Raw genomic sequence first — 22,303 nt, 5'->3', positions numbered from 1 at the left:
GAATGCAATACTTCAGTTAATTACTTTCAAGAAAAAAACCTTGACATACATACTTCAAAATTGAATTATATAGAGTACCGTAAGACATTTACTTTTAAAACCATAGACATTATAGTAAAATGTCTTTAGTTGACTTGATTTTTGGGAGGGAAAAGAAAATGTCTATCGAATTACAAACGAAGTATGGACAAATTGATATCTCTAATGAGGTTATCGCTACTGTAGCAGGCGGCGCAGCCGTGGATTGCTACGGAATTATAGGAATGTCTTCCAAAAAACAATTTAAAGACGGCATTGCCGAAATTTTAAGAAAAGAAAACTTTACTAAAGGTGTAATTGTCCGTCAAGAAGAGGAAGAAGTTCATATCGATATGTATATTATCGTAAGTTATGGAACGAAAATCTCGGAAGTTGCACATAATGTGCAATCAAAGGTAAAGTACACTCTGGACAAAACTGTAGGATTAGCTGTTGATTCCGTTAACATTTTTGTACAGGGAGTTCGTGTGACGAACCCTTAAGTATAGGAGGAAAGTTTTGTGTCAATTACAAGTTTGAACGGAAAGCGCTTTGCAGAAATGATCATTCAAGGTGCCAACCATTTAGCGGCTAATGCCCAAATGGTTGATGCGTTGAATGTTTTCCCTGTTCCGGATGGAGATACAGGAACGAATATGAATTTATCGATGACTTCGGGAGCGAAGGAAGTGCAAAATAACGTCCAGGAACACATCGGAAAAGTGGGTGCGTCGCTTTCAAGAGGATTGCTTATGGGCGCACGCGGCAATTCGGGAGTTATCCTTTCGCAACTTTTCCGCGGTTTTGCTAAAGCGATTGAACATAAATCGGAAATCAATAGTGAAGAATTTGCCCAAGCTTTTGAAGCAGGGGTTCAGACAGCTTATAAAGCCGTTATGAAACCTGTTGAAGGAACCATTTTAACGGTTGCAAAAGATGCAGCCAAGCAAGCGGTTTCATCAGCAGCAAAGCATATAGACCTAATTCAGGTAATGGAAGAAATCGTTACGGAGGCCAATGCTTCATTAAAACGCACACCTGATCTTCTTCCAGTCTTAAAAGAAGTGGGTGTCGTTGATAGCGGGGGGCAAGGGTTGGTGTTTGTATATGAAGGTTTCCTTGCTGAGCTGAAAGGTGAAGCCCTTCCAGTCCGATCCGCTAATGGTCCAAGCATGGATGACATGATCAGTGCCGAACATCATATGAATGTACAAGGACATATGAACACGGAAGATATCGTGTTTGGCTACTGTACGGAATTCATGGTCCGGTTGGAAAGTGAAAAACTTGCCAATCAATCATTTGATGAAGAAAAATTCAGAAATGATTTAAGTGAATACGGAGATTCTTTACTAGTCATCTCAGATGATGAAGTCGTCAAAGTACATATTCACTCTGAACAGCCTGGCACCTGCCTGAATTATGGACAGCAATATGGTAGTTTAATAAAAATGAAAATCGATAATATGCGTGAACAGCATACTGCGATTGTAGGTGAGACGAATACACCGCTTCAAACTAAACCGCCCACCAAAGAGAAGTACGCTGTAGTGTCAGTGGCGATGGGCGCTGGCATCAGTGAATTATTCAAAAGCATCGGCGCTAAGTCCGTCATCGAAGGCGGGCAAACGATGAATCCTAGTACGGAAGATATCGTTAAAGCTGTCGAAGGGGCATATGCAGATCATGTGATCATCTTGCCTAACAATAAAAATATCATCATGGCCGCCAATCAGGCTGCAGATGTACTTGGGGATCATGTGACTGTCATTCCAACGAAAACAGTACCACAGGGAATGGCTGCATTGTTGGCTTTCAACCCTTCACTTGATGCTGAAGAGAATAAAAAAGCGATGATCGAAGCCCTTTCGCATGTGAAAACGGGCCAGATTACTTATGCTGTCCGGGATACCAACATTGACGGTCTTGCAATCGAGACCGGGGACTTCATGGGAATTGCTGAAGGCACCATCAAGGTGAAGGATAAAGACATGACTCAAGCGGCAAAAGATCTTCTTTCCGATATGATTGACGAAGATTCAGAAATCCTTACCATTTTGTATGGTGAAGATGCCACTGCTGAAGATGTCGAAAGTCTTGTTGCGTTTTGTAATGAGAATTTCGAAGACGTTGAAGTTGAAGTCCATAATGGGAAACAACCTTTATATTCTTTCATTTTTTCAATTGAATAAGTAGAGAACATGAAAATAAGGGAAACCTATCCGTTATAATGTTTGGAGGATCCCGAAAAAAATAAAAGGCAATAAACTGCATATGTCATTAGGCTATGCAGTTTTATTTTGGCTGTTTTCACATACTTTGTTGCTATTTACCAGGAGGGGTGGTTGATTTCCCCTCCAGATGCTCGCTTTCCTTGGTGCGGGCGGTGAGCCTCCTCGGCGTAAACGCCTGTGGGGTCTCACCTGTCCCGCTGCTCCCGCAGGAGTCTCGCACTTCCGCTCCAATCAATCTTAAATAGTTTCGTTTTAAAAACAACAATCTTTACGAAAAGAGCCTTTATTTTTATGAAAAGAAGGATTACGGACAGCATAATTGTAATTACAATATATCAGGCTTTATTATTAAACTGACTCCAAGTGAATAGAAGGAGGAGCTAATCATGAAATTTAGAAGTGTATTCGATATAATTGGTCCTGTTATGATCGGCCCCTCCAGCTCCCATACAGCAGGAGCTGCAAGGATCGGTAGGGTTGCCAGGAATTTATTCGACCGGGAACCAAAATGGGCCCATATTTCTTTTTACGGTTCGTTTGCCAAAACCTATAAAGGCCATGGAACCGATGTAGCCATTGTAGGAGGCTTGCTTGATTTTGATACATTTGATGAGAGAATCAAAGAATCGCTGGAAATAGCACGCAAAAAGAAAATGAAAATTACATTTCGAGAAGAAGAGGCAGTACCGGAACATCCCAATACAGCAAAAATAACAGTTGGTGATGATGATGGTGAACTGGAACTTGTCGGAATATCGATAGGCGGGGGAAAGATCGAAATCATCGAATTGAACGGATTTAAATTGAGGCTGTCCGGGCACAACCCTGCCATACTCGTCGTTCATGATGATCGATTTGGTGCCATTGCCAATGTTTCAAACATATTAGCCAAGCATCAAATCAATATTGGCCAAATGGAAGTCTCCCGAAAAGAGAAAGGGCAGATGGCCTTGATGACGATTGAAGTGGACCAAAACCTGGAGGATCACGTCATAGCTGAAATTACAGCACTCCCCAATATCACTCAAGTAGCAAGGATTGTGGATTGATAGAGCAATCGTTTCCACTTAGGAAGGAGAAGAAATCATGTTTCGAAATGTAGCGGAATTAGTAGAATTAGCTGAATCAAAGCAGAAAAAAATTTCAACACTGATGATCGAGCAGGAAATGGAAGTAACGGGAAAAAGCCGTGAAGAAATCATCCGCCAGATGGGAGTCAACCTGGATGTAATGGAACAGGCAGTTGAAAAAGGACTTCAAGGTGTACGGTCCGTTTCCGGCCTGACGGGAGGGGATGCAGTCCTTCTTCAGAATTACATTAAATCCGGAAACTCCTTATCCGGTGAACTGCTGTTGGATGCGGTAAGCAAAGCCGTGGCAACAAACGAAGTGAACGCAGCCATGGGGACGATTTGTGCGACACCGACTGCCGGATCTGCTGGTGTAGTGCCTGGTGCGCTTTTCGCTTTGCAAAATAAATTAAAACCGAATCGGGAACAGAAAATTGAGTTCCTATTTACAGCAGGGGCGTTTGGTTTTGTAGTAGCGAATAATGCTTCGATTTCTGGAGCCGCAGGGGGCTGTCAGGCGGAGGTCGGTTCTGCTTCGGGTATGGCATCGGCAGCCATCGTTGAAATGGCAGGAGGGACACCGGCACAAAGTGCGGAAGCGATGGCAATCACATTAAAGAACATGCTTGGTCTTGTGTGTGATCCTGTTGCTGGGCTTGTGGAGGTGCCTTGTGTGAAGCGTAATGCCATGGGTGCAGCCAATGCCATGGTTGCAGCAGATATGGCTTTAGCGGGTATCACAAGCCGCATACCGTGTGATGAAGTAATTGATGCGATGTATAAAATCGGGCAAACGATGCCATCTGCTCTTAGGGAAACTGCACAAGGAGGTTTAGCGGCTACACCGACTGGGCGGGAGTTGGAAGCGAAAATCTTTGGCTTACCGCTAAATAAGAAGTGAACTCGACTTTACGCGAACCCATTACCGCAGTAAAAGGCATTGGGGCCGAAACGGCAGCAGCTTTGGGGGAAATGGAGATCCATACCGTCGCGGATCTCCTTGAGCACCTCCCATATCGCTATGAAGATTACCGGTTGAGGGATTTAGAAACGGTCGAGCATGATGAACGGGTTACTGTAGAAGGCAAAGTTCATACGGTACCCACGTTAGGGTACTTCGGAAAGAAAAAATCCAGGCTCACGATTAAAGTTTTGACTGGGAGATATTTAATAAATGTCATTTTTTTTAACCAGCCTTATCTGAAGCCGAAGCTTGCGATAGGCGAAACTGTAACGGTGACGGGAAAGTGGGATCGTCATCGTCAAACTATTACAGGCTCGGAATGCCATGTTGGTGATCGGAGCCGGGAGAAAGAGTTCGAACCGGTGTACTCAGTGAAGGGCAGCATTACCGTCAAAGGGCTCCGCCGCTTCATCTCCAATGCATTTTCTGAATATGGGACAATGATAGAAGAAAATCTGCCCCCGCAATTATTGGCGGCATACAAACTGATGCCGCGTAATGATGCTCTTCGTACCATGCATTTCCCTCAATCGGCCAATGAGGTGAAGAAGGCCCGACGCCGTTTTGTGTATGAAGAATTTTTATTGTTTCAACTTAAAATGCAGGCACTTCGTAAAGTACAGCGGGAGCAGTCAAAAGGAATAGGCCAGGAGTTTGACATGGAGCGGCTGGAAGCCTTTGTTGAAACCCTCCCTTTTCCTTTGACGAACGCTCAGAATAGGGTCGTCGAGGAAATAATGAATGACATGAAGTCTCCCTACAGGATGAACCGTCTGCTTCAAGGGGATGTCGGGTCTGGGAAAACGGTGGTTGCCGCCATATGCCTGAAGGCGACGATTACAGCAGGTTTCCAAGGTGCACTTATGGTCCCGACGGAAATCTTGGCTGAGCAGCATACACAATCGCTGAAAGCCATGTTGGAACCTAGTGGAGTAAAGGTCGCATTGTTGACAAGTTCGGTAAAAGGCAAAAAGCGCAAGGAACTTTTGCAAATGCTGGAATCCGGGGAGCTGGATCTTTTGATAGGAACTCATGCATTGATTCAAGATGAAGTGAATTTCCGAAACTTAGGTCTTGTCATAACGGATGAACAACATCGTTTCGGAGTGGAGCAGCGCCGCATCCTTCGTGAAAAAGGTACCAATCCAGATGTGCTTTTCATGACGGCTACACCAATTCCGCGAACTCTTGCAATTACAGTGTTTGGGGAAATGGACGTCTCGACGATCGATGAAATGCCTGCCGGGCGTAAAGCGATAGAGACCTATTGGGCGAAACACCAAATGCTTGATCGGATCTTATCCTTTGTCGAAAAGGAACTAAAGAAAGGGAGACAGGCTTACGTCATCTGTCCATTGATTGAGGAGTCGGAGAAACTCGATTCTTTACAGAATGTTCTTGATGTTCATGCAATGCTGACACAATACTTTGCGAACAGGTACAAAGTGGGTCTTATGCATGGACGGCTGCCTGCGGATGAAAAGGAAGAAGTGATGCAGCAGTTCAGTGCCAATGAAGCGCAAATCCTTGTTTCCACGACTGTCGTCGAGGTTGGGGTGAATGTTCCAAATGCAACGGTAATGGTCATTTATGATGCGGAGCGCTTTGGACTTTCACAGTTGCACCAGCTGCGCGGAAGGGTTGGGCGGGGGAGCGATCAGTCCTTTTGCATCCTGCTGGCTGATCCGAAAACGGAAGTCGGCAAAGAGCGGATGAAAATCATGACTGAGACAAACGATGGTTTTGCCCTTTCCGAAAAAGATTTGGAACTCCGTGGACCTGGGGACTTCTTCGGTAAAAAACAAAGCGGCCTTCCCGAATTCAAGGTAGCCGACATGGTCCATGATTACAGGACCCTTGAAGTGGCAAGGATGGATGCAGCAAAATTGATTGCCTCCCAAAGCTTTTGGCATTCCCCGGAGTATGCACCTTTGCGGGACTATTTAGAGGGAACGGGAGTATTTACAGGAGAAAAGCTGGACTGAACTGAATAAAAAACCAATAGCAGATTGTGAGATTTTACGCAATATCTTGCAATCTGTTTTTAAAATATATATACTACTATTAGTACCTAGTCATAATACTACGGATGGTGACCTTCAAATGCGAAGAAATAAGAAGGAACGCCAGCAATTATTAATCGAAACGATTAAACAGAATCCTTTTGTAACGGATGAGGAGCTGGCTGAAAAATATTCGGTGAGCGTCCAGACCATTAGGCTTGACCGTCTTGAATTATCGATACCGGAACTGCGTGAACGGATTAAAAGCGTGGCCGAGAAAAAATTCAGTGACGAAATCAGGGCATTGCCTTTGGATGAAATCATCGGGGAAGTAATTGATCTTAATTTAGATGATAATGCAATTTCGATTTTGGATATAAATAAAGAGCATGTCTTTAAGCGGAATGGAATCGCAAGGGGACATCACCTTTTTGCCCAAGCAAATTCATTGGCTGTGGCAGTCATAAATGATGAATTGGCATTAACTGCGAAAGCATCCATTTTATTCACTCGTTCTGTAAAGGAAAATGAAAGAGTGGTAGCTAAAGCGAGGGTTAAAAACGTGGACCACACCAACGATCGTTCCGTGGTGGAGGTTAGAAGCTACGTAGGTAATGAACTGGTTTTTAAAGGCGAGTTCGAAATGTATCGCTCTTAACTTGCTAGTAAAGGATGAAAAAAATGAAGATAACGATAGATGCAATGGGTGGCGATAATGCTCCCAAGGCACAGGTTTTGGGAGCGATGAAAGCTGTCGAGGCTTTTTCCGATGTGGAAATTACCTTGATAGGCAATGAATCCGAGATTAACCAATACTTAGCGAAGCATGGCCGAATAAGGGTTATACATACTGATGAAAAAATATTAAGTACCGATGAACCTGTTCGTGCGGTTCGCCGCAAGAAAAGCGCTTCGATGGTATTGGCTGCACAGCAAGTGGCTGACGGAGAAGCGGACGCATGCATTTCTTCAGGCAATACGGGGGCGCTGATGGCTGCAGGTTTGTTTGTGGTCGGAAGGATAGAAGGCATTGAACGTCCGGCATTGGCTCCCACCCTTCCGACGATCGATGGCAAGGGTTTTGTATTACTGGATGTAGGCGCGAACTCCGATGCGAAACCGGAGCATCTCCTTCAATTCGCCATAATGGGGTCTGTTTATGCCCAAAAAGTGCGGGGAATCGAAAAGCCCCGTGTCGGATTACTTAATATCGGAACAGAAGAAAAAAAAGGGAATGAACTGACTAAGCATGCCTTTACATTACTGCAGCAATCATCGGAGATATCCTTTATAGGTAACGTAGAGGCAAGGGACCTCCTAAACGGGCCGGCGGACGTTGTCGTGACGGACGGCTTCACGGGGAATATGGTGTTAAAGACTCTTGAAGGTACTGCTATGGGCGTATTCAAAATGGTGAAAGCTGCCTTGATGAGCAACCTCAAAAGTAAGTTGGCTGCAGCAATGGTAAAGCCAGAACTAAAAGTCATAAAAAATAAAATGGATTACTCGGAGTATGGCGGTGCTGGCCTCTTCGGTTTGAAGGCCCCTGTCATTAAGGCGCATGGTTCTTCAGATGCGAATGCGGTCTATAATGCTATACGCCAGACTCGCGATATGGTTGGAAATGACGTCATATCGACAATTGCGGAGACAATAGAAAAACAATAATAAATCATAGAGGCAGGGGAGTAACAGATGGGTAAAATTGCTTTTGTCTTTCCAGGACAAGGATCACAATCAATAGGAATGGGGCATGGCTTATTTAAGGAAAAAGAGCGTGCTCAGCAAATTTTTCGATCAGCAGATGAAAAACTTGATTTTCCGCTTACGGAATTGATCTTTAATGGCACACAACAAGAATTAACGGTGACTTATAATGCACAGCCAGCCTTATTGACTACGAGTTATGCTTTTGTCAAGGAGTTGGAAGAAGCGGGAATCAAACCCGATTATACTGCCGGGCACAGTTTAGGTGAATATACGGCATTAGTGGCATCTGGTGCAATTTCTTTCGAAGATGCCGTATATACAGTGCGTAAACGCGGTGAATTCATGGAAGCTGCGGTACCGAATGGTCAAGGCTCAATGGCTGCGATTTTGGGAATGGACCGTGAAGCTCTATCTGAAGTCACTTCTGAAATTACGGCCACAGGTGAATCCGTTCAATTGGCCAATATTAATTGTCCAGGGCAAATCGTCATTTCAGGCACCTCCGAAGGGGTTAAACTTGCAAGTGCAAAAGCCAAGGAAAATGGGGCTAAACGGGCTCTTCCTCTTGAAGTGAGTGGACCGTTCCATTCTGAATTAATGAAACCGGCAGCAGAAAAGTTACAGGGTGTCCTTGATGAAGTAAGCTTCAAACAGGCAGAAATTCCTGTCATTTCAAACGTAACGGCTAAGCCCATTACAGCACCTGCCGAAATAAAAGAAAAATTAATCGAACAGCTGTATTCACCGGTCCTTTGGGAGGACAGTGTGAAAAATCTACTTGAATTGGGCGTGGATACGTTCATCGAGGTTGGCCCAGGGAAAGTGTTGGGCGGATTGATAAAGAAAATTGATCGTTCCGTTCAAATTCATTCGGTATCCGATATAGACACTCTAACTAAAACAATTGAAACATTGAAGGGGGTACAAGCATGATCCTCGAAGGTAAAAAAGCGCTTGTAACGGGAGCATCACGAGGTATTGGCAGGGAAGTTGCATTGGAACTTGCCCGACAGGGAGCAGACGTTGCCATTAACTATTCCGGCAGTGAAGCTAAAGCGAATGAAGTGGTTGATGAAATCAAGGCATTGGGCCGAAAAGCATTCGCCATCCAATGCGATGTTGCAAATAGTGAATCGGTGACAAGCATGATCAAAGAGGTCGTCGAACAATTTGAAAGAGTGGATATCCTGGTTAATAATGCCGGCATCACACGTGATAACCTATTGATGCGCATGAAAGAAGATGAATGGGATTCTGTGATCAATACGAATCTTAAAGGCGTGTTCCTATGCACCAAAGCTGTTACAAGGCAAATGATGAAGCAGCGCAGCGGCAGGATCATCAATATGGCATCGATTGTCGGCGTCAGCGGAAATGCAGGGCAGGCTAATTATGTAGCGGCTAAAGCAGGTGTCATCGGTTTGACTAAAACGACGGCAAAGGAACTTGCTTCAAGGGGCATTACGGTCAATGCGATTGCCCCAGGTTTCATCTCAACGGATATGACTGGGGAATTGCCTGAGGACGTTCAAAAAGCCATGCTGGACCAAATTCCGCTTGCACGTTTCGGTGACCCTAAAGATATTGCTGCAGTGGCGTCTTTCCTTGCTTCCGATGCAAGCAAATATATGACTGGGCAAACTCTTCATGTAGATGGCGGCATGGTCATGTAAGTTTTCTTTGATTTTTTTCGAAATTAATTTATAATGTCTTGAGGGGAGGTGAACACATTGGCAGATGTATTAGAAAGAGTAACTAAAATCGTTGTAGATCGTTTGAACGTAGAAGAATCAGAGGTAAAACTTGAAGCTTCTTTCAAAGAAGATCTTGGTGCCGATTCCCTTGATGTAGTTGAACTAGTCATGGAATTCGAAGACGAGTTTGATATGGAAATTTCGGACGATGACGCTGAAAAAATCGCCACAGTAGGTGATGCTGTGAATTACATACAAAGCACTATGTAATGAATTGTCATTTGACTAAAAGCTCCGTTTTTTAACGGGGCTTTCTCTTATTGCTTAAAGAAGTTTGGTTCAGCGGCAGGTAACGGAATGAGTATGTTCACGGGTATGCTCCGCCTGCATGCAGTGGTCTTTTGCCTTTAGTTTTCTTTAAGCGGATAATCATGTATGATGGTACATAGGAAGCTTGACAGGAATTCCTGCCAGGTTTCTTTTTATATATTGGAAAAATATGCTTTTTGAACCGTGGAGGGTTTTGTGTGATGCGTAGGAACGGAAATAATCGTAAACCATCAATCAAGGAAAATAAATTCAAACAGTTGCAAGAAAATCTGGGTTTTCATTTTAAAGATGAAAATTTATTGAAACAAGCTTTTACACATTCATCTTATGTGAATGAGCATCGCCGTAAGCCTTATGAAGATAATGAAAGGCTTGAATTCTTGGGGGACGCTGTACTTGAACTGACCATCTCTAAATACTTATATCAAAAATATCCGATGATGAGCGAAGGTGAACTTACCAAACTAAGGGCAGCCATTGTGTGTGAGCCTTCACTAGTTGCTTTTGCCAATAGCCTTTCTTACGGGGAATATGTATTACTCGGAAAAGGGGAAGAAATGACAGGTGGAAGGGAACGACCTGCCATGCTTGCGGATGTATTCGAAGCCTATATTGGTGCTTTGTACCTTGATCAAGGATTAGAGCCAGTTGTGCAGTTTTTGACGAATGTCGTGTTTCCGAAGATAGACGAGGGTGCTTTTTCTCATGTGATGGATTATAAGAGCCAGCTTCAGGAGCTGATCCAGCGCGATGCCATCGGTGTCCTGCAATACAAGATCTTGCAGGAAAAAGGACCGGCTCATAATCGGGAGTTTGTTTCGACGGTCTCCCTGAATGGGGAAGAACTTGGCTCTGGAATAGGAAAGTCCAAAAAAGAAGCGGAGCAGCATGCAGCCGAGCATGCATTGATTGTTTTAAAAGAAAAAAATCAACAAGATAGTTGAACAGTAGAGGGGGAAAGGTCATGTTCCTCAAACGTTTGGACGTTGTAGGATTTAAATCTTTCGCAGAGAAAATTTCGATAGATTTTGTACCTGGTGTCACGGCAGTGGTTGGACCAAACGGAAGCGGTAAAAGTAATGTGACCGATGCAGTCCGGTGGGTCCTTGGAGAGCAGTCTGCGAAATCACTGCGTGGAGCAAAAATGGAAGATATCATCTTTTCGGGAAGTGACACGAGGAAAGCGTTGAATTTTGCGGAAGTATCATTGACCCTTGATAACGAGACCAATTCCCTGCCGATCGACTTTCATGAAGTCAGTGTGACAAGACGTGTATATCGATCGGGAGAAAGTGAATTTTTCATTAATAATCAAGGTTGCCGTCTGAAAGACATCATAGACCTTTTCATGGATTCCGGTCTTGGGAGAGAAGCGTTTTCCATCATCAGCCAAGGGAAAGTGGAAGAAATCCTTAGCAGTAAGGCTGAAGAAAGACGAGTGATTTTTGAAGAAGCAGCAGGTGTCCTGAAGTATAAAACGAGAAAGCGAAAAGCGGAATCGAAGCTGACGGAAACACAGGATAACTTAAACCGTGTCCATGACATCCTCCATGAATTGGAGGGGCAGGTTGAGCCGTTAAAAATTCAGTCTTCCCTCGCCAAGGAATTTTTGGCGAAGAAAGACGAGCTAGAGCAAATAGAAGTGGCTTTAACCGTTTATGAAATTGAAGAGCTTCATAAAAAATGGGAAAAACTATCACAGGAGCTTGAAAAACATAATGAAATGGAACAGCAAATGGCAGGACAGCTTCAGGACAGGGAAGCGCATCTCAAAAAGTTAAGGGATAGTCTTGCGACGCTTGAGACATCGATCAATGGCCTTCAGGAGATTCTCCTGAATGCCAGCGAAGAACTTGAAAAGCTTGAAGGCCGTAAAGAAGTTTTGAAAGAACGGAAAAAAAATGCCGCCCAAAACAAGTCACAGCTGGAAAAAGCGATTGTGGAAGGTGAGGCCGCTGTCGAGCGTTTGTCTTTGCAAAAGGAAAGGGAAACGGAAATCCTGCATGCACTGAATTTGGAAGTGAAAGGGATTTCTGAAACCTTACATGAAAAACAAAAAAGCCTCGGCCTATTCAATAGTGATATCGAAGCGGTGATCGAAGCGAAAAAGAGTGACTATATCGAGTGGCTCAATAAGCAGGCCTCGGCCAAAAATGAAAAACAATACCTGCTTCAGCAGCTTGCGCAGCAGGAACATAAAAATGCAAAACTTGATATGGAAAATGAAAAGTTCTTAACTGAAAGAATGGAAATCACTGCTAAAAAAATGGAATATTCACAGCTGATGGACAATATGACCAAGCAGCTTGAAGAGCATGTCACTTATTTCCGAAATCAGCAGAATAAATTGAATGCGGCAAAAGATACGTATCAAAAACAAGAAACCACCCTTTATAAGGCCTATCAATTCCTTCAACAGGCTAAATCGCGTAAGGAACTGCTTGAAGAAATGGAAGATGATTATGCTGGCTTCTTTCAGGGTGTAAAAGAGGTTTTGAAAGCGAAAGAAACCCTTCGAGGCATTGAAGGGGCAGTTGCGGAATTGATAAAGGTTCCAAAGGAATATGAAACGGCCATTGAAACGGCTTTGGGCGGAGCGATGCAGCATGTTGTCGTGGAACGTGAAGAGCATGCACGGGAAGCTATTTCCTTCTTGAAGAAAAATAGGTATGGGCGTGCGACTTTCTTGCCTTTATCAGTCATAAAGGCAAGAGAAATATCAGCTAACCAATTATCGATGCTGAAGAGCCATTCAGCTTTTGTAGGGACTGGTTCCTCATTGATCCAATATGATGATAAGCATGCAGCGATTGCTGAAAACCTATTAGGAACAGTGATTATCACCACAGATTTAAAAGGGGCAAATGACCTGGCGAAAATGATGCAGCACCGTTTCCGCTTCGTAACACTTGAAGGGGATATCGTCAATCCAGGTGGTTCAATGACTGGTGGAGCCTTAAAGCAAAAAACGACCTCCCTGCTTTCAAGGAAAACGGAATTGGAGGAGCTCCAACAAAAACTTGCTGCCATGGAAGTCAAAACGAATCAGCTTGAAAAGCAAGTCAAACAGCTCAAAGTGGATGTGGGTGTTCAAGAGCAAACGCTTGAACAAACCAGAAAAACGGGAGAGAGACTTCGGCTACAAGAACAAACCCTTAAAGGGGAACTCCGTGAAGTGGAGCTTCAGGAAAGAAATGTGAATGAACGGCTGCATCTTTATGATTTGGATAAAAATTCATATTTAGAAGAACAACAGCAAAAAACGGCAAGACTTGAAGAGCTGGAAGAACTTTTGGAATCATGTAAATCGGAAATTGATGGTCTGGACCGGTTGATTTCCGAAATGACCGAACAAAAGCAATCACAACAATCTTCAAAAGAGAGCCTTGCTGAAGAAACGAATGAACTGAGGGTAATGCTGGCTTCCAAGCGTGGCCAGCTGCAAAACCAAAAAGAGAAGATGGAACGCATTGAATCGGACCTTTCTAAGGAATCAAGCAGGCTTGCTGAAAACAAAGATGATTTAGGGCTCCTGACCAATGAAATGACAGACAGTTCAAGCGGGGAAGAGTCCCTGGAAGATATGGCTCAGCAGAAATTGCTCGATAAAAATGGAGCAATTGAAGGAATCACCATAAAAAAACAGGAAAAAAACGAGCTTCTAATGGAAGTTGAAACGCTCGAACTGTCCTTGAAAGAAGAAAATCGACTTTATAGAGGCATTGTCGAAGTGATGAAGGATGAAGAAGTGAAATTAACTCGTCTGGATGTCGAACTGGAAAATCGTCTCGACCACTTGCGAGAAGAATATACCCTTTCCTTTGAAGGTGCTAAAGAACAGTATCCATTGATGATGCCTGCCGACGAAGCTCAAAAAAGGGTGAAGCTCATCAAGCTTGCTATCGAGGAACTGGGGACGGTGAATTTAGGTGCAATTGATGAATACGCACGTGTAGCTGAACGCTATGAATTCCTTCTTAGTCAAAAGGAAGACCTTCAACAGGCGAAAGATACATTATTCCAAGTCATCGATGAAATGGATGATGAAATGAAACGCCGCTTTGCGGATACTTTCTATTCGATCCGTAAAGAATTCGAACAAGTCTTCAAAGCTTTATTTGGCGGAGGCAGGGCGGAGCTGAAACTGACGAATCCTGATGATTTGCTAAATACAGGGGTGGATATCATTGCACAGCCTCCCGGAAAAAAACTGCAAAACTTGAGCCTCTTATCCGGCGGAGAACGAGCATTGACAGCCATAGCCCTTTTATTCTCCATTCTAAAAGTGCGTCCTGTTCCTTTCTGTATCCTTGACGAAGTCGAGGCAGCGCTAGATGAGGCGAATGTCGTCCGGTTCAGCCAATTTTTAAGAAAGTTCAGCAGGGAAACGCAGTTCATCGTGATTACTCACCGCAAAGGCACGATGGAAGAGGCAGATGTCCTATATGGCATTACGATGCAGGAGTCAGGTGTCTCCAAACTTGTTTCCGTCCGGATGGAAGAATCAGAAAACTTTATGGAAGTTTAAAATTCATGAATTAGAGGAAGTGGGACAATGAGTTTTTTCAAAAAGTTAAAAGAGAAATTTACGACTCAGGAAGAAAAAGAAAAATCAGTTGAAGCAGAAGTATCCATTGGGGAAAAATTCAAACAAGGTTTGACAAAGACGCGGAATTCCTTTACTGGAAGGGTTAATGAACTTGTTGCCCGTTATCGGAAAGTGGATGAAGACTTCTTTGAAGAACTTGAAGAAATCCTGATACAGGCTGATGTAGGCTTTGATACTGTGATGGAACTGATTGATCAATTAAAAATGGAAGTCAAGCTTCGCAATATCTCTGATACGAGGGAAGTGCAGTCCGTTATTTCCGAAAAGCTTGTTGAAATCTACCAAGGTGATGGTGAAGCGACTTCTAGCCTGAATATACAAGAAGAAGGTTTGACGGTCATTTTGTTTGTAGGGGTTAATGGGGTAGGTAAAACGACGACCATTGGTAAACTTGCCCACAAATTCAAAACAGAGGGAAAATCTGTCGTATTGGCTGCAGGGGATACCTTCCGTGCCGGTGCGATTGAACAGCTTGAGGTTTGGGGTGAGCGTGTCGGTGTCAGTGTAATCAAACAGGGTGAAGGCTCTGACCCAGCAGCTGTCATGTTCGATGCCATTCAGGCCGCTAAGGCACGAAAAGCGGATATCCTTATCTGTGACACTGCCGGTCGCTTGCAGAATAAAGTGAATTTAATGAAGGAATTGGAAAAGGTGAAACGTGTAATTGAACGTGAAGTACCAGGTGCACCACACGAGGTGCTGCTTGCCCTTGATGCTACAACTGGACAAAATGCCCTTATCCAGGCCAAGACATTCAAGGAAGCGACGAATGTTTCCGGTATTGTTTTAACAAAGCTTGATGGCACCGCAAAAGGTGGAATTGTCTTGGCGATTCGCAATGAATTGGCCATTCCTGTTAAATTTGTCGGGCTAGGTGAAAAAATGGATGATTTACAGGAATTCGATGCCGAGAAATATGTTTATGGCCTTTTTGCTGATATCATCGATAAAGAAGAGGTTTAAGGGAAAATTGTAAGCCGGAAGAGTTCATTCTCTTCTGGTTTTTTTACCATGATAATTGGAGGACCTATTGAAGAAAGGTCCAAAAAAGAAGCGGAAAATGAAAAAAATAATGCTTTGCAAACACGTGGTAAGGAGTTTAACTTGACATCAAATAAACAAGGCTTTACAATATAAACTTGTAAAGGGTTTTCACTTAACAGCAGGGAGGCTTGCTAAGATGCTTGAAAAGACAACGCGGATTAATTATTTGTATGACTTTTACCAATCGTTGTTAACAGAGAAGCAGCAGAGCTACATGTCCCTCTACTATCTGGATGATTACTCTCTTGGCGAGATTGCCGATGAATACGAAGTCAGTAGGCAGGCAGTCTATGATAATATAAAAAGAACAGAAGCGATGCTTGAGGAATATGAAGCAAAGCTATTGTTATTTCAAAAATTTCAAGAGCGTAACCAGTGGATTGCGAATATGAAGGGACTCATAGAAAAGGAATCCTTTTCAAAAGAGAAGCTGCTAGACGCAATCACAACGCTTGAGAAGTTGGATTAGGAGGCGGCAATATGGCATTTGAAGGATTGGCCGACCGACTGCAGAGCACGATGCAAAAGATCCGTGGAAAAGGGAAGGTCAACGAAGCGGACGTTAAAGAAATGATGCGTGAAGTTCGATTGGCCCTGCTTGAAGCGGATGTTAACTTTAAAGTCGTGAAGGATTTTGTAAAACGTGTCAGTGAACGTTCGGTAGGTCAGGAAGTGCTGAAAAGCTTAACCCCCGGTCAACAGGTAATTAAAGTAGTTAAGGAAGAATTGACTGAGCTGATGGGCGGCGAACAGAGCAAGATTGCCGTTGCCTCGAAACCACCGACTGTCATTATGATGGTAGGTCTTCAGGGTGCTGGTAAAACGACGACCACCGGAAAGCTTGCCAATCTTCTTAGAAAAAAATACAACCGCAAGCCATTGCTCGTTGCGGCTGATATTTACCGTCCGGCGGCGATTAAGCAGCTCGAAACACTTGGCAAACAATTAAGCATGCCTGTTTTCTCCCTTGGGGACCAGGTCAGCCCTGTCGAAATTGCCAAACAGGCAATTGAAAAAGCTAAGGAAGAACATCATGACTATGTGTTGATTGATACCGCAGGCCGTCTTCATGTTGATGAAAACTTGATGGGCGAACTGAAGGATATCAAAGAGTTGACAAAACCTGATGAAATCTTCCTGGTTGTCGATGCGATGACAGGTCAGGATGCGGTCAATGTAGCCCAAAGCTTCAATGAACAGCTAGGCCTGACAGGAGTCGTTTTAACGAAACTTGATGGGGATACACGTGGTGGTGCGGCACTTTCAATTCGTTCAGTCACCGACACGCCGATCAAATTCGTCGGTATGGGTGAAAAATTGGATGCGCTTGAAGCGTTCCATCCAGAACGGATGGCGTCAAGGATCCTCGGCATGGGTGATGTATTGACCCTTATCGAAAAAGCACAGGCCAATGTAGATGAAGAAAAAGCGAAAGAATTAGAGAAAAAGATGCGTACCGCCACTTTTACCTTTGATGATTTCCTTGATCAGCTTGGTCAGGTGCGGAATATGGGACCGCTTGATGATATTCTGAAAATGATTCCCGGTGCGAATAAAATGAAAGGGATGGACAACCTTCAGATCGATGAGAAACAGATCGGTCATGTTGAAGCTATCATCCGTTCAATGACAACGCATGAAAAGGAACATCCGGAAACCATGAATGCATCCCGCAAGAAACGGATTGCAAAAGGAAGCGGCAGATCGATTCAAGAAGTGAACCGTCTACTGAAGCAATTCGAAGAAATGAAAAAGATGATGAAACAGGTTACGAACATGCAAAAAGGAAAGAAAAAGGGATTCAAATTCCCGTTCATGTAAGGTTTATTTCAGGTTAAAACTGAGGCGAATACGGGTCGAAGCCATGTATTTCAACACTTTTTTTACCTGTTAAGAAAAAAACCTTTACAAACATGCAAGACATTTGATATTATACTATCTTGTGTGAAACTATTCGGAGGTGCTTATTTAAAATGGCAGTAAAAATTCGCTTAAAACGTATGGGAGCTAAAAAATCTCCTTTCTATCGTATTGTAGTTGCAGATTCTCGTTCACCACGTGACGGACGTTACATTGAAGTGGTAGGAACTTATAACCCGGTTACTCAACCAGCTAAAGTTGAAATCAACGAAGAGCTTGCTCTTAAATGGTTACAAGATGGAGCTAAACCATCTGATACAGTTCGTAACTTATTCTCTACACAAGGCATCATGGAAAAATTCCATGTTGCAAAAAACAGCAAGTAATCGACGGTAGTTGATGAAAGCACTTATTGAAACGATTGTTTCAGCACTTGTGGATTATCCGGAAGAGGTCATTGTGACCTCCAAGGAAGAATCCGACCGGATTGTTTATATCCTCTCCGTTCATAAAGAGGATATGGGCAAGGTTATCGGTAAACAAGGGCGTGTTGCTAAGGCGATTCGGACTGTGGTATATGCAGCAGGATCTTCACAGCAGAAGAAAATCTATTTGGAGATTTCCGAATAAGGAGGGTTAATACCCCTCCTTTTTTTGTACTTCAAGATAGTGAAATTTCGACTTGGATCCTAATTGAATAGACCCGGACTTTAAACTTTACGCCTTTTTAAGACGCATCTTTTATCGATTTACGTTATACTTAAGAGAATGACCCCCATTTCAAAAAGATTACCCCATCATACATATTTTTTGAAGGAAATAAGAAATCATAGATAATAGGAGGTGCTGGAATGAAAATTCTCCAAAATGTAATCGTTAACCAAGTATTAACGGAATCCAGCAAGAATCAGCTCCTCGAGAAATACAAGTCAAAACGCCTTCAGCTTCAAAAAGAGAGTGAACAGCTTCGCTTTGAACTGAAAAAACTTGAAAAAACAAGAACTCTCCAACCTGCTAGTCTCCGTGCTCATTTTGAAAAAGAAATAAACCAGAGGCAAGAAAAAATTAAACTGCTTGAATTTCAAATGGAGCAGTTGGAGATCCTTCCCGCAGGTAGTGAATTGAAGGAACGGGAAGTTCAAAGTATCATTGATGTGGAAATTGGGGCAGATTGGGACGAAATCATGGCAACGAAGACCATTGTCATAAAAGATGGGATCGTCTCGGAAATTCGTTAGAGGTGAAAGAATGGAAAAATGGTTTAATGTAGGTAAAATTGTCAACACACATGGTCTTTTAGGAGAAGTCCGTGTAATTTCTTCAACAGACTTTCCAGAAAAACGATACAAAGTGGGAAATACTCTGTATCTGTTTAGGGACACGGAGAAAAAACCCTTGCCCCTCATCATCAGGTCGCATCGCACCCATAAAAACTTTAACCTATTGACGTTCGAGAACTATTATAACGTCGGACAGGTCGAGGCATTTAAAAACGGGGTCCTGAAAGTGAAGGAAGCACAGCTTGGTAAATTGGACGAAGGTGAGTTCTACTTCCATGAAATCATCGGCTGTTCGGTATTTACGGATGAAGGAATGGAAGTTGGGGAAATCGTTGAGGTTCTTACGCCTGGTGCCAATGATGTTTGGGTCATTAAGAAAGCTGGCAGTAAGGACATCCTGATCCCGTATATTGAACAAATTGTTAAAGAAGTGGATATTTCCGCTAAAAAGGTCATCATTACGCCGATGGAAGGACTTTTAGACTGATGAAAATCGATGTGCTTTCGCTTTTTCCAGAAATGTTCGAAGGGGTATTTGGTTCGTCAATCTTAAAAAAGGCTGCGGAAAAGCAGGCTGTTAGCTATAAGGTGACCAATTTTCGAGATTATGCAGATAATAAGCATTCGACGGTAGACGATTATCCTTATGGAGGCGGTGCCGGAATGGTATTAAAGGCACAGCCGATCTTTGATGCTGTGGAAGCTCTTAAAGGGCAAGCTGAGCTAACCCCAAGGGTAGTCCTCCTTTGTCCCCAGGGAGAGCGTTATACGCAGAAAAAAGCCGAAGAGCTTGCTGAAGAAGAACATCTCATTTTCATTTGCGGGCATTATGAAGGGTATGATGAGCGCATCCGGGAGCATGTCGTAACGGATGAAATATCTATAGGTGACTTTGTGCTTACAGGCGGGGAATTGGGTGCAATGGTCATTATTGACAGCGTTGTTCGCTTGCTGCCGGGCGTTTTGGGGAATGTTGACTCCCCGATCCTTGATTCCTATTCTTCTGGTTTGTTAGAGCATCCCCATTATACTAGACCTGCAGATTTCCGGGGGATGAAAGTTCCCGATCCGCTAATATCCGGGAATCATAAAAAAATCGATGAATGGCGGATGAAGGAATCTCTGCGCAGAACTTGGATTCGACGTCCGGATTTACTCGATAGTTATGAACTATCGGAAGTTGAAAAAAAATTATTGTCCGAGATTAAAAAAGAAGACTGATGTCTATTGCATCGACGTTTAGAGTATGATAGGATATACCTTGTGACTTGGGCAAAATGCTCAGTCTTATAACGATGTTCCGCTGCAAACAATAAGTATTTGCAAGAGCGTCCAGGAGGAGTTGAAATCGATGCAAAATCTTATTAACGAAATCACAAAAGAACAACTTCGCTCAGATCTTCCATCATTCAGACCTGGTGACACAGTACGTGTACACGTAAAGGTTATTGAAGGAACTCGCGAACGTATCCAGTTGTTTGAAGGCGTTGTAATCAAACGTCGTGGCGGCGGAGTTAGTGAAACTTTCACAGTACGTAAGATCTCTTACGGCGTTGGAGTTGAACGTGCTTTCCCTGTTCACACACCAAAAATTGCGAAACTAGAAGTTATCCGTCACGGTAAAGTACGTCGTGCGAAACTTTATTACCTACGCGAACTTCGTGGTAAAAAAGCACGTATTAAAGAAATTCGTCGTTAATTCTTCGGATATCTTCATGCGGGTTTACCATGATCCACATAAGGTGAATAACCAAACAGTATCATGCAAAAAAAGGGAGCTTGTTTATCAGGCTCCCTTTTTGCACTTTAAGAAACGATGAATGCACATAGGGTGAAAGCTATATAGAATCCTGCTCGCTATAGCGTCTGCAACATGTTAAAATAATTGTTGATATGCTTCAAAAAGGGTGGATAAGGATGGCGAAAAAGAAAAATGAATTGTGGGAATGGACAAAGGCGGTCATAATCGCGGTTATAGCGGCGACGCTGATTCGTTATTTCCTCCTGGCTCCTATTGTTGTGGACGGCAATTCCATGATGCCGACATTAAAGGATACGGACCGCATGATCGTTAATAAAATCTCCTATTCGATTGGCGAACCCAAAAGATTCGACATTATCGTTTTCGAAGCTCCAGAAGGCAAAGATTACATAAAGCGGGTCATCGGATTGCCAGGGGAAAAAGTTGAATATAGAAATGATACTCTTTACGTGAATGGAAAAGCTTATGATGAGCCATACTTGGATGAATATAAAGAACAATTGATTGATGGCGGGGCTTTGACGGAACCTTTTACATTAAGTGATGTCATAGAACAAGGAACGGTGCCTGAAGATCACCTATTTGTCCTGGGGGATAATCGCCGTTTCAGCAAGGATAGCCGCCATATTGGTGTAGGTGTCGTTCCTTACGATAAAGTGTTAGGAAAAACTAAATTAGTTTATTGGCCGATCGAGGACTTTCGATTGGCGGAATAGTAGGAAGGTGGATTCCATTGACAATACAGTGGTTCCCTGGCCATATGGCCAAAGCAAGACGGGAAGTAACAGAGAAATTAAAACTGATCGACATTATCTTTGAACTTGTGGATGCCCGGATTCCGGCATCTTCACGAAATCCGATGATCGACGAAATCATTCAGCATAAACCGAGGGTCATCCTTTTGAATAAAGCTGATATGGCCGATCCGGCAAAAACGAATATGTGGCTGGAACATTACAAATCGCAGGGGAAAACGGCGATTGCCATTAACTCACAGGCAGGAAACGGTTTAAACCAGATTACAGCTGCATCCAAAAATCTTTTAAAAGAAAAGTATGAGCGGATGGAATCAAGAGGAATAAAGCCGAGAGCGATCCGTGCCATGATAGTCGGCATTCCGAACGTGGGGAAATCGACTTTAATCAATAGACTTGCCAAAAAGAACATTGCCAAAACAGGAAATACACCTGGAGTCACTAAAGCGCAGCAATGGATAAAAGTGGGTAAGGAATTGGAATTGCTCGACACGCCGGGGATTCTCTGGCCGAAATTCGAGGATCAAGAAGTAGGTTTGAAGCTTGCGTTGACAGGTGCGATCAAGGATACGATTTTAAACTTGCACGAAGTCTCATTATACGGCCTTCGCTTTTTGGAAAAAGAATACCCGGAAAGACTGAAATCCCGTTATAACCTGGATGTAATTCCACAGGAAACGCTCGAATTGTTTGATGCTGTCGGAAAGTTCAGGGGCTGTTTAGCATCTGGGGGCTTCATCGATTATGACAAAACCGCAGAGTTGGTCGTACGTGAAATCCGTTCAGAAAAGATGGGCCCGCTTACGTTCGAGGTTCCTTCGGATTATGAAAAGGATGATATCCTCCCCGAATAAGATTAACATTGACTTGAGTGTTGTAATACGGAGCTGGAGTTGGATGTCGAAAAGATTTTTTCTTTTTGATGTCTCTTTTCCGCTCCGTATTTTTGTTTGAACTGTAGAAAGGAAGC

23 protein-coding genes are annotated in these 22,303 nt (G+C 43.3%); all 23 read left to right on the top strand.

Going from position 1 to position 22,303, the window contains the following annotated elements; translation table 11 throughout:
• Positions 1-158: 158 nt before the first annotated feature.
• The 23 genes from AC3WLU_RS10615 to ylqF all read left to right on the top strand — a co-directional run bounded on the left by AC3WLU_RS10615 (position 159) and on the right by ylqF (position 22,187).
• A complete protein-coding gene (locus AC3WLU_RS10615) occupies positions 159-521 on the top strand; it encodes an Asp23/Gls24 family envelope stress response protein (RefSeq protein WP_034313762.1) in 363 nt (120 codons plus the stop codon).
• A gap of 18 nt (positions 522-539) precedes the next feature.
• A complete protein-coding gene (locus AC3WLU_RS10610; protein WP_034313758.1) occupies positions 540-2,210 on the top strand; it encodes a DAK2 domain-containing protein in 1,671 nt (556 codons plus the stop codon).
• 428 nt (positions 2,211-2,638) lie between these two features.
• Positions 2,639-3,301: an L-serine ammonia-lyase, iron-sulfur-dependent subunit beta gene (sdaAB, locus tag AC3WLU_RS10605; RefSeq protein WP_413000520.1), complete on the top strand. Its 663-nt coding sequence runs from the start codon at positions 2,639-2,641 to the stop codon at positions 3,299-3,301.
• A 37-nt stretch (positions 3,302-3,338) separates the two neighbouring features.
• Entirely contained in the window at positions 3,339-4,223 is an 885-nt protein-coding gene (gene sdaAA, locus AC3WLU_RS10600; protein WP_492597245.1) for an L-serine ammonia-lyase, iron-sulfur-dependent, subunit alpha, read from the top strand.
• Positions 4,220-6,271, top strand: a complete 2,052-nt coding sequence (gene recG, locus AC3WLU_RS10595; protein ID WP_054396921.1) for an ATP-dependent DNA helicase RecG — start codon at positions 4,220-4,222, stop codon at positions 6,269-6,271. The genes sdaAA and recG overlap by 4 nt, the downstream gene beginning before the upstream one ends.
• Positions 6,272-6,389: 118 nt before the next feature.
• Positions 6,390-6,947: a transcription factor FapR gene (fapR, locus tag AC3WLU_RS10590; protein WP_034313744.1), complete on the top strand. Its 558-nt coding sequence runs from the start codon at positions 6,390-6,392 to the stop codon at positions 6,945-6,947.
• Between the two features lie 23 nt (positions 6,948-6,970).
• Positions 6,971-7,957 carry a phosphate acyltransferase PlsX gene (plsX, locus tag AC3WLU_RS10585; protein WP_034313740.1) on the top strand — a complete coding sequence of 329 codons (987 nt, stop codon included), beginning with the start codon at positions 6,971-6,973 and terminating at the stop codon, positions 7,955-7,957.
• A gap of 27 nt (positions 7,958-7,984) precedes the next feature.
• Positions 7,985-8,932 carry an ACP S-malonyltransferase gene (gene fabD, locus AC3WLU_RS10580; RefSeq protein ID WP_328135787.1) on the top strand — a complete coding sequence of 316 codons (948 nt, stop codon included), beginning with the start codon at positions 7,985-7,987 and terminating at the stop codon, positions 8,930-8,932.
• A complete protein-coding gene (fabG, locus tag AC3WLU_RS10575; protein ID WP_034313733.1) occupies positions 8,929-9,672 on the top strand; it encodes a 3-oxoacyl-[acyl-carrier-protein] reductase in 744 nt (247 codons plus the stop codon). Before fabD ends, fabG begins: the two co-directional genes overlap by 4 nt.
• 57 nt (positions 9,673-9,729) lie before the next feature.
• A complete protein-coding gene (locus AC3WLU_RS10570; protein WP_034313729.1) occupies positions 9,730-9,963 on the top strand; it encodes an acyl carrier protein in 234 nt (77 codons plus the stop codon).
• A gap of 260 nt (positions 9,964-10,223) precedes the next feature.
• The gene (gene rnc / locus AC3WLU_RS10565; protein ID WP_034313726.1) at positions 10,224-10,967 is read left to right on the top strand and encodes a ribonuclease III; all 744 of its coding nucleotides are present in this window, start codon (positions 10,224-10,226) and stop codon (positions 10,965-10,967) included.
• Positions 10,968-10,987: 20 nt separating this feature from the next.
• Complete coding sequence (gene smc, locus AC3WLU_RS10560; protein WP_413008760.1) at positions 10,988-14,551, top strand: chromosome segregation protein SMC; 3,564 nt, start codon at positions 10,988-10,990, stop codon at positions 14,549-14,551.
• A 27-nt stretch (positions 14,552-14,578) separates the two neighbouring features.
• Entirely contained in the window at positions 14,579-15,595 is a 1,017-nt protein-coding gene (ftsY, locus tag AC3WLU_RS10555) for a signal recognition particle-docking protein FtsY (protein ID WP_133348281.1), read from the top strand.
• Positions 15,596-15,812: 217 nt separating this feature from the next.
• Complete coding sequence (locus AC3WLU_RS10550) at positions 15,813-16,145, top strand: putative DNA-binding protein (RefSeq protein WP_034313718.1); 333 nt, start codon at positions 15,813-15,815, stop codon at positions 16,143-16,145.
• Positions 16,146-16,156: 11 nt separating this feature from the next.
• The gene (gene ffh / locus AC3WLU_RS10545; RefSeq protein ID WP_034313716.1) at positions 16,157-17,497 is read left to right on the top strand and encodes a signal recognition particle protein; all 1,341 of its coding nucleotides are present in this window, start codon (positions 16,157-16,159) and stop codon (positions 17,495-17,497) included.
• Between the two features lie 152 nt (positions 17,498-17,649).
• A complete protein-coding gene (gene rpsP, locus AC3WLU_RS10540; RefSeq protein WP_034313715.1) occupies positions 17,650-17,922 on the top strand; it encodes a 30S ribosomal protein S16 in 273 nt (90 codons plus the stop codon).
• 13 nt (positions 17,923-17,935) lie between these two features.
• Positions 17,936-18,166 carry a KH domain-containing protein gene (locus AC3WLU_RS10535; RefSeq protein WP_048684915.1) on the top strand — a complete coding sequence of 77 codons (231 nt, stop codon included), beginning with the start codon at positions 17,936-17,938 and terminating at the stop codon, positions 18,164-18,166.
• Positions 18,167-18,387: 221 nt separating this feature from the next.
• Positions 18,388-18,774 carry a YlqD family protein gene (locus AC3WLU_RS10530; RefSeq protein ID WP_034313711.1) on the top strand — a complete coding sequence of 129 codons (387 nt, stop codon included), beginning with the start codon at positions 18,388-18,390 and terminating at the stop codon, positions 18,772-18,774.
• A 10-nt stretch (positions 18,775-18,784) separates the two neighbouring features.
• Positions 18,785-19,303: a ribosome maturation factor RimM gene (gene rimM / locus AC3WLU_RS10525; protein WP_034313708.1), complete on the top strand. Its 519-nt coding sequence runs from the start codon at positions 18,785-18,787 to the stop codon at positions 19,301-19,303.
• The gene (trmD, locus tag AC3WLU_RS10520; RefSeq protein WP_098865182.1) at positions 19,303-20,037 is read left to right on the top strand and encodes a tRNA (guanosine(37)-N1)-methyltransferase TrmD; all 735 of its coding nucleotides are present in this window, start codon (positions 19,303-19,305) and stop codon (positions 20,035-20,037) included. Before rimM ends, trmD begins: the two co-directional genes overlap by 1 nt.
• Positions 20,038-20,167: 130 nt before the next feature.
• Positions 20,168-20,515, top strand: a complete 348-nt coding sequence (gene rplS / locus AC3WLU_RS10515) for a 50S ribosomal protein L19 (protein ID WP_034313702.1) — start codon at positions 20,168-20,170, stop codon at positions 20,513-20,515.
• A gap of 218 nt (positions 20,516-20,733) precedes the next feature.
• Positions 20,734-21,294, top strand: coding sequence for a signal peptidase I (lepB, locus tag AC3WLU_RS10510; protein WP_034313700.1), 561 nt, complete (start codon positions 20,734-20,736; stop codon positions 21,292-21,294).
• Between the two features lie 17 nt (positions 21,295-21,311).
• Positions 21,312-22,187 carry a ribosome biogenesis GTPase YlqF gene (gene ylqF / locus AC3WLU_RS10505; RefSeq protein WP_063576892.1) on the top strand — a complete coding sequence of 292 codons (876 nt, stop codon included), beginning with the start codon at positions 21,312-21,314 and terminating at the stop codon, positions 22,185-22,187.
• Positions 22,188-22,303: the final 116 nt, after the last annotated feature.

This window comes from Peribacillus sp. FW305-BF15 (assembly GCF_058783805.1).
Note: the sequence above shows the minus strand (reverse complement) of the source record. Positions and strands in the feature narration are given on the sequence as shown.